The organism is Kribbella sp. VKM Ac-2568 (genome assembly GCF_004345365.1).
Lineage (GTDB): Bacteria > Actinomycetota > Actinomycetes > Propionibacteriales > Kribbellaceae > Kribbella > Kribbella orskensis.
Genome location: NZ_SLVF01000010.1, coordinates 22,978 through 36,903, shown reverse-complemented (window position 1 = coordinate 36,903; position 13,926 = coordinate 22,978). Strand labels below are relative to the sequence as shown.

Genomic DNA, 13,926 nt, shown 5'->3' with positions numbered 1-13,926 from the left:
ACGGCCAGGACTCAGAGCCGAGCCCGACCTGCGGCCTCAGACCTCGCCGTGACACATGTGGGCGAGCCGCAGCGACCAACAGCCCGCGAAGATGTTCCAGTTCTACGCCGAGGACTCCGACCGCTTCACCGGCGACCGCGGCCTCGACCTGGTTCGCGAGCTGAACCCGGAACTGAAGTCCTTCGACGACTGGCTGGCCGAGCACAAGAACCAGCTCAAAGCGACAATCAACTGACCTTCTTCAGGCCTGAAGTGGCGGCTCGGCCCGGCAACCCGAGCCGCCATCCAAGGCAACCGATCTGCCCACCGTTTCGCATCACTAGCCACCGTTTGGCAACGTCCCACGGAGCAGAGACGGAGCAGGAGCCAGGCGATACACCGAGGTTGCGGCGTCGATTCCGGCGGATAGCAGAAGGACGTCGAGACTGACTCGTAACGGCTGAGACCTTCAGCAAGACTGAGACCGCAAGCTAATCGAACCCCTAACCACCGCTTTCTGAGCCCAGACCTCCCATTGCCTGCCATCAACCCGCACAAGCACTCATGACCTGGGCTTATGCCTTGTCGAGCATGTCACCGACATTCAACATTTCTCACTCTCTGCCGCTGAATCACGTGAGTTAAGACGTGAGCGCTCCGCGGGTCCGGTGTGCGCCCAACGCCCCTCGAGTAACCGGCGACGACCGGTCGTTCCTCGTCCGGACCTTCCGTGGCAGCGAGGGCCCCGGACTGACCCGGGCGCTGCTGTCGGACGAGTTCAAGCTGATCGACAACCTCGACGCCCTCACCGCGACCCTCGAGGGCGTCCGCGGCGCCGGCGTACCGATCGACATCCGAGGCTGCGACCTGACCGACTCCCGCATGTATGTCCGGATCCAGGCCGAAGGGATCCCAGCGTTCGCACTCCAGCTGCTGAAGGGCTACCGCTCGCCGTTCACCGGCGCCACCGGCGACGACAACCCCACCGTCTTCGCCGGGTTCATCATCTCCCGCAGCGAGGTCGGCGCGGAGCGTTCACCATCACTCCCCATCTGGTCGTGCAGGTCTGCGTCAACGGCATGACGATCACCAAGAACGTACAGCGCGCCGTGCACGTCGGCAGCCGGATGGCCGAAGGCCTGATCCGGTGGTTCGACGACACCCGCGAAAAGGAGATCACCCTCATCCGGACCTTCCTGGAGATCAACTACGTCAAACGCAGGATCACCGACCTCGAGAAGACCGCCGGGAAGCCGATCACCGGCGCCGACAAGGTCGCACGCACCGTCGGGAAGAAACTCGCCTTCGCCGAGGAGCACATCACCGGCATCCTCGACCACTTCATCCAGGGCGGCCAGCGCACCGCCGACGGAGTCCTCCAGGCAATCACGTCCTACGCGCAACCATCACCAGCGCAGACGTCGCCGCCGACGTCGAGGCCCACGGCATCAAGGCCATGGAGCTCGCCGCCGCGATGTGAGGAACCGAGGGGCGCGGTTGGACAGAACCGTGCCCCTCCCCAGGCCTGGCCGACCACACGCGGGAGTCGCCTCTGCGGACATCGAGCCCGCAGAGGCGACGCTGCCGCACTCGGGCGAAGGACCGGGGAACCGGTGCCGACAGCTCAGGGCTTCCAGTACGCGAGCAGGCCGCAGGTTGCTTGCCGCCGCCGTCGCCCGTGCCGAAGCCGCGGCCGAAGCTGCCCCGCGGCGCCTGGACGACTGGGCCGCCCGGCACACCGCCGAGCTCGAGGCCTTCCGAGACAAGGGCGCCGAGCAGGCCGGCCGGGCAGCCAAGAAGGCCCGCGGTGACCTCACGGTCGCGGGGGGTCAGGGTTTCCAGCACACGAGCAGGCCGCAGGCAGAAGTGACATGCGCTGAGGTGGGCTGACGCCCGGGCGGCGGCCGCTTGGTGGCGGCCGCCTCGTGGGCACGGGAGTGGGTCAGTTGTCTCGCATGTACGACTGCACCGTGCGGTCGCGCAGCAGCATGTCGAGCAGTGCCTGACACGCGTCTGCTTCGCTCGTGTAGACGCGTTCTTCGTTGCGGTTGCCTCGTTCGCTGTAGTAGACGTGCCAACTGCCCTGCTCGAGCAGCAGACAATACGACTCGTTGCTGTCCGAGCCGATGCTGTACGCATCGGCCGGGACGCCTTTCGACTGCAGCAGCGCGGAAAGCTCCTGGATGTTCATCAACCCACCGTTCTCAGATAGCCGGCGTCGAGCAAATCGCCTACAGACGCGGGCAGACAGTACTGCGTCCCCATGCCTGGCTGACCGAACCACGGTTGCGCGAGGCCCGCATGGACCACGAGCCGGTTCGTCACCTCGAAGACCTTGTATGGCTTGTCGGTTGTGCCTGGCGCCAGTGACCGAGCGCCGATCGAAGTCCCGTTGGGGGCGACAAACCTGCCGGTGTCCCATCCGAAGCGATCGACCTGTGTCCCCGGCTTCAGGACCGTGACGCGGTGAGGTCCGTGGAACCCGTTGTTGTTGTCAGGCCAGTTGATGGGGGGATCCGGTACCGGACCACGTGCCGCCGCCGGTCTTGTGAGCGCACCCAGCCCTTCCCGACGGCTTTCCCGATGGCCTTCGCGGCGGCCGAGCCGGTCTTGGCCACGAGTGTCTTGGCAGCTGCCCCGGCGGTCGCGGCGGCCGGGGCTGCTGCTTCGCCGGCCGCGCCCCATAGCCCGCCACTGACTACTTCTCTGGCGTAGTTGGCGGTGCTGAACGATTCCTGGTCGTCGAGTGCTATTCGGGTGCTGTAGCCGAGACTGGTACCCGCAGCACCCATGACTGCGCCGGCGACGACGAAGCAGCCGATGCCTGCAGTGGCACCGCAGAAGGCAGCGACGCCGACGACCGTGACAGCGACGGCCACGCCTTGGCCGATTTCGGAGGCGTGGTCTTTGGCCCATTCGTGGGCTTCGTCGACCTTGTCTTCTACGTCGTTGACGCGTTTCTTGATCCAGCCGCCGATGCCGCCGCCCTGTTTCTTGTGGTGGCCGCCGCCGTCGTCGTTGTTGGTGCCGCCGCCGTCGTCGCCTCGGTGGGGGTTCGGGTTGTCGTTGACGGCGCCGGCGACCGGGTACAGCTTGTCGACGTCGTCGTCGGTGTAGCCGCCGCCTCCGTCGCCGTCAGCGGAGTTCATCAGGCCGGTGGGGTCGGACCCGGAGACGGGGTTGTCGTTGGCGTAGGTGTAGCCGAGCATTTGCTGGGGGTCGTTGGGGTCCAGCATGGGGTCGACGCTGATGAAGCGGCCGATCGTGGGGTCGTATTCGCGGGCGCCGAGGGTGGTGAGCCCGGTGTCCTTGTCTTCGGGTTTGCCGAGAACCCGTGGTCGTCGGGCCAGGCCGACGGGACGGTGCGCCGGGGGTCGCCGAAGGGTTTGGCGTAGCGCTTGGTGGCGACCAATGTGTCTGCGTCCACAGCTACTTGGGAGGTCCCGTGGTAGTCGGGGACCAGCCAGGACATGTCAGAGGTGGCGGTGCCGTTGGCGGAGCGCACACCGATGGTCTGGCCGGCGAAGCTGTACTGCCGTTTGCCGGTGACCTTGCGGGTCGCCTTGTCGAGAGTGAGTTCGAGCTCGCCGAGGAAGAGAGTGGTTTTGGTCGGGCTGCGACGGACGAGGAGCGCACCCTCGGCGTCGTAGACGTAGTTGGTGTCGCCATCAGGACCGGCGAGTTTCTCCAGCCTGCCTTGGGGATTCCAGTTCAGGGTCTGGCCGGGGCGCACCGTGGTGTTGCCGCGGGCGTCGTAGTCGTAGGTCTTGGTCGGAGCACCGGTCTGCGTGACGCTGGCCAGGGTGTGCGGCTGGTCAGTGTTGTAGTTGAAGGTGCTGGTGACGTTGCCGGCGGTCGAGTGATCGACATGCGCCTTCCGCAGACCGATCGGGGTGTACGTCCACGACTGCCAGTACGGCGCTACCCCGCCGAGACCAAGCGCACTCGGGGCATGGGTGCAGTCGGCGTTGGCCGGCGTCCACGCCTCGGTGAGGCGGCGCTGACCGTCGTACTCGAAGCACTGCGCGTCGCCACCGTCGGCCAGGTTGTCGTCCTTCAGCACGTTGCCGGTCGGGTCGTACGTGTACAGGTGGTCGGCGAAGGTCTGAGCCTTACCTGCGGTGGTCCGGGCGAGACGACGAGTGCCGTCCTCGTAGATGTTGTTGATCTCCATGTCGGCGGCCGAGCCGAGCATGAGCTTGGTGACATCACCGAACGGGTTGTACTCCGTCCCGTTCACATAGGTGCGGTCGCTGTGCATCTTGAGCGGCAGACCAAGGGCGTTGTACTCGTAGTGCAGGTCCTCCGCGCCGAGTCCCCCACCGGCCGATGGAGACGTCATCGTCAGCGTCTTCTCGTCGGGCTTGTAGTCGTAGTTGGTCCAATAGCTGCCGTCGATCTCGATATTCTCGACCGACGGAATGACCCGCGTGACCTGGGTCGGCTTGTAGAGCACGTTCCGGTTGTTGATCATCGTCCGGTACGCCGGTCCTGCTTTGCCGGCGGTGTAACTCGCGGACTCGGCCACCTGCCCGAGCAGGCCGGTCTTGTCGTACTTCCAGTCGGCCAGCAGGTTCTCCGGCGCGACGCTGGTCTTGTAGAGCCCGGTCTTGCGGTCGAGGGCGTCGTACGTCGTGACGACGGTGTTGCTCGTCGAGTCCGTGCTCGACACAGGACGGTCGCCCTCGTCGTATGTCGAGGTCGACTTCCCCGAGTCGGGGTCCGTGCTCTCGATCTTGCGGCCGCGGTGGTCGTACTTGTACGTCCAGACCCCGCCGGCACCGTCCATCCGGGTCATCCGGCCAGCCAGGTCGTAGGTGTACGTGGAGACGTCCGGCGTTCCGGTCGCGGTGTCGCCCTTGAACTCACGCGACCGCGGGAGTCGTACCGCGTCTCGCTGATCACTCGGCCACCGTCGGCCCCTGGGGGCTGGCTCTGGCGATTCCGCAGCAGCGAGTCGAACAGCTGGTACGACGTGATGTAGCCGTTGGCATCGATGTTCAGCTGATCCGTGCGGATCGTCGACGGCGCCGTGTTCGAGATCGTGTAGGTGTACTTGGTGTTGGCGAGTTTCGTCGACGCCGGCGCCTGGCTCGGCAGCCACACGCCGGTCAGCCGGCCGAGAGCGTCGTACGCCAACTCGGTGACTTTGCCGTTCACGTCGGCCGTCTTCGCCGGAACGCCCCACTCGGGCTTGTACGTCGTCGTCGTGGTGAAGTTGACCGGCGTACCGCTGAAGTTGTTGACCGCCGGCAGCTTGACCACCAGCTGCGCCAGTGGGCCGGTGGCTGGCTTGCCGACCCACAGTCCGAACGCGAGCTGGTGGACCGAGCACGATCGATTCTCGGGGAGCGCATGCCACAGGGGTGGCGCCTGATCCCAGATCCCCCGCCTCCCCCTAATGGTCCGGGCCCGGACGGCGTGATCCACCTGCTTTCCCCGGGCGGGAGTGGCGCCGTTCTGATCTCGAGGTGAAGAGGACAGTCGAGAGCCGTGACGTCCCCGGGCTCCACAGCCAACTAGCAGGCTTCGTCGCAGAACGGCCTGGAAGCATCGGTGTGGTCGTGGCGCGCTACCTGTCTCCGCCGGTCCGCGACCGTTTGAACAGCGCCGGCCTCGCCTACCTCGATGCCACAGGCAACGTCCGCCTGACCCTGTCGAACCCTGGACTGGGACTCTTCGTCGCTGATCGGGGCGCGGACAGCGATCCTTGGCGTGGCCGGGGTAGGCCACGAGGAACGCTGAAGGGAGCCCCGGCGGCGAGAGTGGTCCGCGCCCTGGTCGACTTTGACCGGTCGTGGCGGGTTACTGAGCTCGTATCGGTCGCACAGGTTTCGACCGGTGCTGCCTACCGGGTGATCAACTTTCTTGAGGAAGAGGACTTGGTCCGAAAGATGGGCTCGACAATCAGGGTCGACGACTGGCAGCGGTTGCTTCGGCGCTGGAGCCGCGACTACGAGTTCGTCCAGAACAACCCCACCACGCGCTGGATCGCTCCGCGAGGTCTCGACCGCATGCTGGAGCGTGTCGCGGCTGCCCCCACCATCGACTACGCCGTGACCAGCACTCTGGCTGCGGCGGAATGGGCCGCCTACGCCGGCTCTTCGAATTTAGCCGGGCATCGTCTCGTGGCTGGCTGTGCTCCGGCGTGATTGCCGGGTGCAGAAGTACCGTACTCGGCGGCGTTGGTTGTCGGGGTTGCGGAACCCGCAGGCGCGTCGGGGAGCGCATGCCACAGGGGTGGCGCCTGATCCCAGATCCCCCGCCTCCCCCTAATGGTCCGGGCCCGGACGGCGTGATCCACCTGCTTTCCCCGGGCGGGAGTGGCGCCGTTCTGATCTCGAGGTGAAGAGGACAGTCGAGAGCCGTGACGTCCCCGGGCTCCACAGCCAACTAGCAGGCTTCGTCGCAGAACGGCCTGGAAGCATCGGTGTGGTCGTGGCGCGCTACCTGTCTCCGCCGGTCCGCGACCGTTTGAACAGCGCCGGCCTCGCCTACCTCGATGCCACAGGCAACGTCCGCCTGACCCTGTCGAACCCTGGACTGGGACTCTTCGTCGCTGATCGGGGCGCGGACAGCGATCCTTGGCGTGGCCGGGGTAGGCCACGAGGAACGCTGAAGGGAGCCCCGGCGGCGAGAGTGGTCCGCGCCCTGGTCGACTTTGACCGGTCGTGGCGGGTTACTGAGCTCGTATCGGTCGCACAGGTTTCGACCGGTGCTGCCTACCGGGTGATCAACTTTCTTGAGGAAGAGGACTTGGTCCGAAAGATGGGCTCGACAATCAGGGTCGACGACTGGCAGCGGTTGCTTCGGCGCTGGAGCCGCGACTACGAGTTCGTCCAGAACAACCCCACCACGCGCTGGATCGCTCCGCGAGGTCTCGACCGCATGCTGGAGCGTGTCGCGGCTGCCCCCACCATCGACTACGCCGTGACCAGCACTCTGGCTGCGGCGGAATGGGCCGCCTACGCCGGCTCTTCGAATTTAGCCGGGCATCGTCTCGTGGCTGGCTGTGCTCCGGCGTGATTGCCGGGTGCAGAAGTACCGTACTCGGCGGCGTTGGTTGTCGGGGTTGCGGAACCCGCAGGCGCGTCGGGCGACGTCCTTGATGAGCCGGTTGATGCCTTCTGTTTTGGCGTTGGTGATGCCGGTCTTGCAGAACGCTTCGATTTCTGGCCACCAGTCCTCGACGGTCTGCGCGAGCCGGGTGACTTCGGGGATGTCGGCGGTCGCGCACCAGGTGTAGAACCGGTAGAGCCGGTGCGAGATGTCGTGGCGGTGGCCGCCGCGGCGGGCGGTGGCCAGTAGCGCTCGGAGTTCTTCCTTGGCGATCCACGCGGTGAGGATCTGGCCGCTCGGGTCGGCATCGAGGCAGGCGTTCCACATGGTCTGGAATCGCTGGTGGGTCAGGCGTTCGGGGCCGGTCAGGAGTCGGCGCCGGTTGGTCCATTCGGGGTCGATCTTGCGGCCTCGGCGGCCGCGGTTGTCCCAGGTCACCCGCTGTCGCACGGCGGTGACTGCGGCGTTGGCGAGCCGGACCAGGTGGAAGTGGTCCACCACGACCTGCGCCTGCGGTAGCGCCTGGCGGGCCGCGCGCCGGTAGGCAGCGCACGGGTCGATCGCGACGAACTCGACCCGCTCGCAGAACGTGCCACCTTGGGCGTGCAGCCAGCCGACGACGTCAGCGCTGGCGCGACCCAGCACCTGCCCGAGCAGCCCCTGGGTGCCGTCGAGGTCGACGAATCCCGAGTACCACCGGTCCACCAGCACCCACTTGCCCGTGGTCGGGTGCTGCTCCCAGCGTGGCTTACCGCGCCGGGTCTCGTCGATGCCGAGCACCCGCACCGGCGCCGGCGGGCCGAGCTCACGATCGGCGACCTCGACGAACGCCGCATGCGCGGTCGGCCACGACACCTCGAACGCGCCGGCCACCTCGCTGACCGCCCGGTTCGCGTCCCCGACCGCGACGCCGATCGCCTCCCGCAGCCGCCGCATGGTCCGCGCCCCGCGGCGGCAGCTCACCGATCGTCTCGGTGAAGCTCTGCCGCTGGCACAACACCTCCCGGCACCGCCACCGACGCTTGTGCCACACCACCGCGATAGGCCTGTCCCGTAAGGGATGTCACGCGGAGCGGTGACGACGTTGCCCTTCATCGACAACGAAAGCACGCCACACGACGGGCAGCCCGAAGCGCCTCCATCAGCGGTCTGGACATGAACTTCCCGGACGCCGCCAGGCCGCAGCACGACACGCTCCACGCGCACGCCTGCCAACCCGAACAGCAACGTCGTATCGTTGCTCAAGCTCGTGGCCTCTTCTACCGAACTGTCTCGACAACAGCCAGTGTTCAGAGGCCACGAGCCCCTACCCCGCAGGCAGAGACCGCGTGTCGTGCCCGGTCAAGATCGAAGAGCCACTTATCGGCGGCCACGTCAGCGATGTCACCGCGGCTATCGCTGCGGGCAGCCGGAACATCGGCTACGCCAACAAGCCCGGCAAACATGCTGACCTGACCGACGCTGGAGCAGACGCAGTCATCGATCGCATGGAGGATGCCCTCGCTAGGCCTGACGAGTTGGCCGAGAGTCGCTGACCGCCCGCCCGCGCACCAGCCAAGCGAAGCGGGACCCAAGCACCCATGCCCGATCGGAGTCGCCCGATGCTCGGCCGACCCGCCTCATACCATCGGTGACTGCAGAACTCTCGAGAGCTAGTCCTTAACTGTCCTGCTTGGCCGCTCGCCTGGTGTCGATGCCGTTCTGGAGGTACTTCCTCGCGTGTTCAGTAATGGCGGCATCGTCCAGCGCCTGCCCCAGTATCGCGATCTTTGGCCACGCCCGATGTAGATCCCATTCGGGTTGACGTTCGAGGTCACGGAAGATGCGGATCAACCTATTCAACAGAAGGACGAGCTCCGCTCGATCCTCGTCGCTGGCCTTCTTGAGGGCCTCGTAGACCAGCGCGCGCGAACGGTCGGAGGTTTCGAAAATGAACGCCAGACATAGGGCATCGCGCACCTGACCACGCTCCTCGGAGCGTTTCGGCCAACCTCTCGTGGTGATGCGATGAGCCTCGAAGCTGAGCGCTTCCCTTTCGCCTTGTAGTGCGGAGATGACGCTTGTCTGACGCTCCTCTCGCCTGTCATGCGCCCTCAACACCAGGTGGAGCGCGATCGAGAAGAGAGATAGCAGAACTGCGGTTAGTGCGATCCAAGCTTCGGCATCCATCCAGTCCTCCCCTGCCGCCAGACTATCCCGACCACGAGAGGTCCAGGAATAGGAAAGCTGGCTGGCTCAAATTGAATCCATTGTGGGCTTCATGCTGCCAGAGGTTGTTCAGGCTGGGTAGATTCTGCGACCTGGCGCCCACGAGGGTCTGGAGAATCGACGCCCGCTAACGGGATGAGCCCTCCAAGCGCAACGAGCCAGCGAGCAGAGTCGTTTGTCGTTGTGCCAACGAGGCCGAACGACTTCTGCGGTCCCATGGCCGACGAGCCTTAGCACTGGAATCAGCTTCGAGGCAGCCTTGTCCGGTGCGTAGTCAGCCGGGTTGCGCGCCGGCCAGGCAGCAACGCTGGCCGTCCCTAGTCGGATGTTGCACGCGGGAGGAACTTCATATGGCCGACAAAAGTGTGGACCTCGGGGCGCAGTTTGTGGCGGTATTGACTGTCGGGGCTGTTCCGCTGGTCGACGACGGCGCCTGGAGCTGGCTTGTCGGGGTAGGTGGCCGTTGATCAGCCATCGCTTACTATCCCAACTCGTCCGCCTGCTCCCCGCCGTCTCTAAGCCCGAACCGACGTAGCTGCTCGGCGCCGGCTTTGTCGCCGGTCTTATCCGGCGGGTACGGCGTTTACCTCGCGTCCTGTGCGCTAGTCGCGCATGTTGGCCGCTTCGTCGATCTGGTAAGTGGCTTCGTGGACGCTGCGTTCCAGGGCTTCGAACTCGTCCTCGATCCGTGCGAACTCGATGAACAGTGAGTGCCTGTCAGTGAGCTTCTCCATCTCAGACGTGGCCTGGATCCACGTCTGGATGGACTCCATGGTGATCGGACAAGGACGGCTTCGCATGGCGGCATGGTCGAAGATCGCCTCGATGTCGTCCGGGTCGAGCTGCAGCAGTCTGAGTGCGTCTCCGGGAAGGGCGTCCCGATAGGTCAGGTTCTCCTGCACGTAGTCGAGTCCGTCGTTGAGATCCTCGAGCCGGCCGGCCAGGTTCTCGACCAAAGCGGCCCGGAATCGCGGTAGGTCAAGTCCGAGTTCGGCGCGCAGTTGGCGTGCGGCAGTGTGGGAGATCGTCAAGGGATCACCGTCGGGGTCCTCGAACCGGCGGAGCTCCGGTCCGATCGGATCCGAGCGAACGATGATCCCGACGTCGTACCGGTCCAGGACCGTGCACGCAACGTCGAAGTGAATCAGTACCGCCGGCCGGATGATCTCGATCCGGTGCTTGTCACGGTGGTAGGTCTCATTGCGGTATTCGTGCAACTTTCCCAGGATCGGTCCAAGTTCAGCCGGGATGACCCCTCGCTCGATTAGGAAATCGACCTTGGCTCCGAAGATCCTGCCGAGATCGCGGCGTCGTTTCTTGGACGTCACCAGGGGTTTGAGGCGGTCGATTTCGGATCGGATGTGATCCGACCCGCGGCCAAGCCGCTCGAGCCGCTCCAGCTGTTCCAGTTGCCCGAAATGATAGCCCTCGCTGTAGTGGAGCTCCTGTTCGATCATGCGGTGCATGATCAGCTCGATGGCGCTGTCGAGCAGGATGTGGGCGAGGCGCAACTGGGGCACACGGTCGACCTCGATGAGCCGCTTGGCCTCTTCCAGCTGCACGATCACCAACTCAAGCCGCTGCATCAGCCTTCCTCATCGTCTATGTCGTTGGCCCGGATCCCCGGCCCGGATTGTCCTGCACCGAACGGTAACGCCGGCGGCGCGCCCGCACCCGTGATTATCGGCCTCCGGCTGCCATGATCGGGGCATGAAGCCAGCACTGTCGTTGCAGGTGCTGAACGTCGGTGACGGCGCCTGCTCGGTCCTCAAGGCCGGTGATGAGACTGGGATCCTCGACTGCGGATCCTGGAGGTCGTCCGGCGAGCAAGAGGCGAGGGTTCTGATGGCGGCGCTCGGCCGCCGGCTCAAGAACGTCAGCACACTAATCGTCTCCCATTTCGACGCCGATCACTGGCGGGGCCTGCAGGCACTGCCCCGCTTGGCCCGCCCCGAAGTCCTGCCAGATCGAGTGTCGATCCGCTATCCAGGTCTGCCGAAGTTGGCCCGGCAGACAGTCATGGCCTACATCGCTCTGAAGTCGATCGATGGCGCCGTCAGCGTACGCGCCCTTGACCTGCTCGACGCGTGGCGCCCCGTGGCCGCGGTGACACCTCAGCCACTGTTCGCAGGAGATGTCTTCACACTCGGAGCTGAGTCGTTCATGGTTCTGTGGCCTCCACGGCACTTGCCCAACTCGTGGTCGGTGGCTGCCCGTCGTACCCTTGACGAGCTCGAGCGAGTGGCGGCCCGGCTGCCAGTCCTCCGACGAGCTCTCGACGACGCCTACTCGCATGCATGGCCACAGACCGACCAGATCGCGGCCGCCGCACGGGATAACGGGTACGACCAGCTGCACGGCTATCTGGCCGATCTGGACGAGGCAGGCGTCGCTGAGCTGAACGCCGAGGTCGAGGAGGACCTGCGGGCCGAGATCGATAGTCCCCAGTCCGAGGAAGGCCGCGATGCCGGTGACACGCACACGCCGCTGTTTGCCGACGACAGCCAGGATCGTCCCGACCGGCCGCAGTTGCGCAAGCTGGCCGAGCGACTTGGCATTTTGAACAATCATCTCAGCTTGGTCCTCGCCACGCCGCAGGGTCGCATCCTTGCGCTCGGCGATCTGCAGGGTTGGTCGCTCAATCGACTCGCCGGGACACTTGAGCGATCGCAGTACAAGGTGGTGCTCGCGCCCCATCACGGCACTGTGAAGGTGCCCAGTACCTTTCCGGCAGCGGAGGTTTGCGTGCTCCAGAACGGTCCGTCCCACTTCGAGCGCCGTACGCGACACGAATCGACGCACAGCGGCTGCTACCCCGTGAGCATCGAGCACTTTGGCCATTGGGCGGCTTGTTGGCGTCGGAAGGGAGCCCGCCCTAGCTAGTTGTCCGGCACGTTCAGGACGGGAGTGGCCTCCGCAAGCTCGGTCGCTTTCGCTCGTCCGTCGCCATGCCGTCGAACGGGGCGGGAAGGGGTAACGCGGGCCAGTTGACCGCCAGCCAGAACCCCCTGGTCTGTCAATGGGTCTGACCCGAAAATCCCTCGCATGCGCGGCGTCCGAACGGACTCGGGAACTGTCAATGAAACCAGTCGTATCGAGCCAAGCGAGACAGAATAGACAGGCACAGCATCAGGGTTTCCGCCTGCGGACAACGCCGCGTACATCGACCCTCGCACTTGTAAAGCGATGGCTTGATTTGGGCCATAGGGCGACCGATAACAGATCTTGTGTCAGGTGCAGACAGTTCGAGGACTGCTGATGGCGGATATCTACCTTCGGGGTTCGCGGGCTGGGCTCCTTCCCTGGCCGCGCTACGTCCGATCTACTACTGATCCTCGACGACGGCAGTGGGGGTGCGGTATGGCGCAGCGGGATGCGGGGCAGGGGCTGCAACGGGGGTTGGTGGTCCTGGCCGGTGGACGACGAGACGGCGACCGTCGACCCGGCGTGCCGGACGAGACCACCGATGCCGGCGGGTTATCCCGCGCGACGGTGCGGACCGGCGTGGGACTCTTCTTCGGCGCCGTCGCGGCTTGGATGGTCATCTCTGGGCTCCTGGCACGGAAGTGGCCGTGGCAGCTGTACGGCGACCAGGCCTCCCAGTCCGATGTGCTGAAGCTTGCGCTCGGGGTGGTCGCCGCCGGCGGTGCCGCGATCGCCCTGGTTGTCAACTACCGCCGTCAGCAGCACCTTGAACGCGACGATGTCGGCAAACGGGACCAGATCCGGCTGTTCACTGAGCGATTCGGAGCCGCCGCCGCCCAACTCGGTGGCGACCGGCCCGCGGTTCGGCTCGCCGGTGTATACGCCATGGCTGCCCTAGCCGATGAGTGGTCCAGCCGACGGCAGCAGTGCGTCGATGTCCTCTGTGGGTACCTCCGCCTCCCGTACACCGGAGAACCTCCACCAGGACACCCCGAACTAGTAGTCGAACAGCGCCACTACGCGGGCGGCACCATCCAACGCACCGAAACCACCACCTACCAAACCGGCGACATTCAGGTCCGCCAAGCCATTGTGGACACGATCCGCCAGCACCTTCGGGCCTACGCCGAACAGAGCTGGAGCGACCTGACGTTCGACTTCACCGGTGCCACGCTCGTCAACGCCTCCTTCTCCGGGGCGACGTTCTCTGGCGAACGGACGTGGTTCGACGGGGCGACGTTCTCCGGTGACTACACACTGTTCACGGGGGCGGCATTCTCCGGCGACCGTACGTGGTTCGCCGGGGCGACGTTTTCCAGCGACCGTACGTGGTTCGATGGGGCGACGTTCTCCGGCGAGGACACTGTGTTCGAAGGGGCGGAGTTCTTCGGCGAGGACACCATGTTCGATGGAGCCGTGTTCTCCAGCGAGCAAACATGGTTCGCCGGGGCGACGTTCTCCAGCGACAGCACGTCGTTCGCCGGGGCGGAGTTCATCGGCGACTATGCCTGGTTCGACGACGCAAGGTTCTCCGGCAAGCACACGTCGTTCGATGGGGCCACGTTCTCCGGCGAGTTCGTTTCTTTTCGAGACTCGGCATTCACCGACGTCGACGACGCACTACATGAAGCTCGGATCACCCCTCAGGAAATCCGCTGGGGACCTGTCCCATCACGCAGCGCCTGGCCTCCCGAGTCGTCTGCATAGAGCGAAGCGAACCTGGTGCAATAGCCGCTATCAGCGGGAGCCGGCCGC

General features: G+C 65.4%; 14 protein-coding genes. 7 read left to right on the top strand and 7 right to left on the bottom strand.

Annotation, left to right across the window (positions count from 1 at the left end; translation table 11 throughout):
* Positions 1-91 precede the first annotated feature (91 nt).
* The 3 genes from EV648_RS42740 to EV648_RS27565 all read left to right on the top strand — a co-directional run bounded on the left by EV648_RS42740 (position 92) and on the right by EV648_RS27565 (position 1,869).
* Complete coding sequence (locus tag EV648_RS42740) at positions 92-235, top strand: hypothetical protein (RefSeq protein ID WP_158294083.1); 144 nt, start codon at positions 92-94, stop codon at positions 233-235.
* A gap of 392 nt (positions 236-627) precedes the next feature.
* Positions 628-1,062 carry a hypothetical protein gene (locus tag EV648_RS27570; RefSeq protein WP_132297875.1) on the top strand — a complete coding sequence of 145 codons (435 nt, stop codon included), beginning with the start codon at positions 628-630 and terminating at the stop codon, positions 1,060-1,062.
* 573 nt (positions 1,063-1,635) lie between these two features.
* Positions 1,636-1,869, top strand: a complete 234-nt coding sequence (locus EV648_RS27565; RefSeq protein ID WP_132297872.1) for a hypothetical protein — start codon at positions 1,636-1,638, stop codon at positions 1,867-1,869.
* Positions 1,870-1,921: 52 nt separating this feature from the next.
* Here EV648_RS27565 and EV648_RS27560 read toward each other — a convergent pair whose 3' ends face one another.
* The 4 genes from EV648_RS27560 to EV648_RS27540 all read right to left on the bottom strand — a co-directional run bounded on the left by EV648_RS27560 (position 1,922) and on the right by EV648_RS27540 (position 5,244).
* Complete coding sequence (locus tag EV648_RS27560; protein WP_132297869.1) at positions 1,922-2,170, bottom strand: hypothetical protein; 249 nt, start codon at positions 2,168-2,170, stop codon at positions 1,922-1,924.
* Positions 2,170-2,433, bottom strand: a complete 264-nt coding sequence (locus EV648_RS45300) for a TNT domain-containing protein (protein WP_370452750.1) — start codon at positions 2,431-2,433, stop codon at positions 2,170-2,172. Before EV648_RS45300 ends, EV648_RS27560 begins: the two co-directional genes overlap by 1 nt.
* Positions 2,430-3,329 carry an RHS repeat-associated core domain-containing protein gene (locus EV648_RS44305; RefSeq protein ID WP_241995670.1) on the bottom strand — a complete coding sequence of 300 codons (900 nt, stop codon included), beginning with the start codon at positions 3,327-3,329 and terminating at the stop codon, positions 2,430-2,432. Before EV648_RS44305 ends, EV648_RS45300 begins: the two co-directional genes overlap by 4 nt.
* 1,444 nt (positions 3,330-4,773) lie before the next feature.
* Positions 4,774-5,244: a hypothetical protein gene (locus EV648_RS27540; protein WP_132297861.1), complete on the bottom strand. Its 471-nt coding sequence runs from the start codon at positions 5,242-5,244 to the stop codon at positions 4,774-4,776.
* Positions 5,245-5,543: 299 nt separating this feature from the next.
* On the opposite strand from EV648_RS27540, the gene EV648_RS27535 reads away from it, so the two are divergent.
* On the top strand, positions 5,544-6,131 hold the full coding sequence (locus EV648_RS27535; RefSeq protein ID WP_132297859.1) for a hypothetical protein: 588 nt from the start codon (positions 5,544-5,546) through the stop codon (positions 6,129-6,131).
* A gap of 286 nt (positions 6,132-6,417) precedes the next feature.
* Positions 6,418-7,005 (top strand): hypothetical protein, encoded by a 588-nt coding sequence (locus EV648_RS27530; protein ID WP_132297859.1) that lies wholly within the window; start codon positions 6,418-6,420, stop codon positions 7,003-7,005.
* On the opposite strand, the gene EV648_RS27525 is transcribed toward EV648_RS27530, so the two are convergent.
* The 3 genes from EV648_RS27525 to EV648_RS27515 form a co-directional block, all read right to left on the bottom strand.
* The gene (locus EV648_RS27525; RefSeq protein ID WP_255512881.1) at positions 6,964-8,226 is read right to left on the bottom strand and encodes an ISL3 family transposase; all 1,263 of its coding nucleotides are present in this window, start codon (positions 8,224-8,226) and stop codon (positions 6,964-6,966) included. The two genes, EV648_RS27530 and EV648_RS27525, sit on opposite strands and share 42 nt — an antisense overlap.
* 471 nt (positions 8,227-8,697) lie before the next feature.
* The gene (locus tag EV648_RS27520) at positions 8,698-9,207 is read right to left on the bottom strand and encodes a hypothetical protein (protein WP_132297856.1); all 510 of its coding nucleotides are present in this window, start codon (positions 9,205-9,207) and stop codon (positions 8,698-8,700) included.
* Positions 9,208-9,848: 641 nt separating this feature from the next.
* On the bottom strand, positions 9,849-10,832 hold the full coding sequence (locus EV648_RS27515) for a hypothetical protein (RefSeq protein ID WP_132297853.1): 984 nt from the start codon (positions 10,830-10,832) through the stop codon (positions 9,849-9,851).
* A gap of 124 nt (positions 10,833-10,956) precedes the next feature.
* On the opposite strand from EV648_RS27515, the gene EV648_RS27510 reads away from it, so the two are divergent.
* A complete protein-coding gene (locus EV648_RS27510) occupies positions 10,957-12,129 on the top strand; it encodes an MBL fold metallo-hydrolase (protein ID WP_132297850.1) in 1,173 nt (390 codons plus the stop codon).
* A 564-nt stretch (positions 12,130-12,693) separates the two neighbouring features.
* Positions 12,694-13,878 carry a pentapeptide repeat-containing protein gene (locus EV648_RS27505; protein ID WP_132297847.1) on the top strand — a complete coding sequence of 395 codons (1,185 nt, stop codon included), beginning with the start codon at positions 12,694-12,696 and terminating at the stop codon, positions 13,876-13,878.
* Positions 13,879-13,926: the final 48 nt, after the last annotated feature.

What these genes read in the sequence shown, in the direction of transcription:
- EV648_RS42740 (WP_158294083.1), top strand. Translation starts at nt 92, where the DNA reads ATGTTCCAGTTCTACGCCGAGGACTCCGACCGCTTCACCGGCGACCGC.
- EV648_RS27560 (WP_132297869.1), bottom strand. Translation starts at nt 2,170, where the DNA reads ATGAACATCCAGGAGCTTTCCGCGCTGCTGCAGTCGAAAGGCGTCCCG.
- EV648_RS27520 (WP_132297856.1), bottom strand. Translation starts at nt 9,207, where the DNA reads ATGGATGCCGAAGCTTGGATCGCACTAACCGCAGTTCTGCTATCTCTC.
- EV648_RS27515 (WP_132297853.1), bottom strand. Translation starts at nt 10,832, where the DNA reads ATGCAGCGGCTTGAGTTGGTGATCGTGCAGCTGGAAGAGGCCAAGCGG.
- EV648_RS27510 (WP_132297850.1), top strand. Translation starts at nt 10,957, where the DNA reads ATGAAGCCAGCACTGTCGTTGCAGGTGCTGAACGTCGGTGACGGCGCC.